At 60.1% G+C, this 850-nt stretch carries 2 pseudogenes; both read right to left on the bottom strand.

Annotation, left to right across the window (positions count from 1 at the left end):
* Nucleotides 1-310, bottom strand: a pseudogene (locus tag NCT32_RS36975) (hypothetical protein); the annotation flags it as partial.
* Nucleotides 311-518: 208 nt separating this feature from the next.
* A pseudogene (locus tag NCT32_RS36970) lies at nucleotides 519-850 on the bottom strand (C4-dicarboxylate ABC transporter substrate-binding protein); the annotation flags it as partial.

Genomic DNA, 850 nt, shown 5'->3' with positions numbered 1-850 from the left:
CGGCGCGGGCGCCCGGGTTCAGCATGAGATCACTCTTGCGCTGGACGTTGCCGGCGACCGCCGGATCGCTGTTGATGCGCACGATCCACGCGAGAATCAGCTGCCCTTTTTCGGAAGCCGGATCAACGCCTTTCTCGACCAGCACTTCGTCATAGACAGACGACCTGGGATTCGACGTGGATGCCCCGGACTGAGCCATCGACGGCGCGACATAGCCCCAGAGTTCGTCGTACCGCAATGCGGCATTCGCCGCCGTTGCGCTGGCCAATGCAATAAGGCAGGCGGCCAGACCTGCGACCTTCGCTTTCATGTCTACCCCCCCGGGTCTCCTCAAACGCGTCTGCGCGCATGTCTTTATCAGGCTCTCACTATCACGATAGGTCAGCGCGCGCCATTGGCACAGCATTATCGAAGGTGGCGGGTTGGGAACAGTCCCTTCTAGTTGCCGCTTGCTCCTAAGGGACGCTGCTCAACAGCGTCATGTCGATGGCGTGGAAGATCGCGTGGGCGACGTGCCTCTAACCCTTCGCACTCTGCGCCACATGCGCTATCCGGTCCCGCACGACCCCAATCGCCTGTTTCAGAGCATAGACATCCTGAAAATACCGATACGGAATCCGTATCCGGCTCGCGTTCGCGTCGATGCTCTCGATCTCGTCGCTCCATTGCGCAATCTGCGAGCGGGTCGGCTCGGTGCTGTTCCACACTTCATCTTCTAGTGCTTTGATCTCGCGATACCAGACCACGAGCCGTTTTCTGATCCGAGCTTCGAGCATGCGCGGCAATGCCTGAAGCAGACCGATGAGGAGCGCCGCGAACGGCACGAGGATCAACAGCCGTCGTTCGATCA

Source organism: Caballeronia sp. INML2 (assembly GCF_023631365.1).
GTDB lineage: Bacteria > Pseudomonadota > Gammaproteobacteria > Burkholderiales > Burkholderiaceae > Caballeronia > Caballeronia turbans.
The sequence above is the reverse complement of the archived record's forward strand: the minus strand, read 5'-3'. Positions and strand labels throughout refer to the sequence as shown.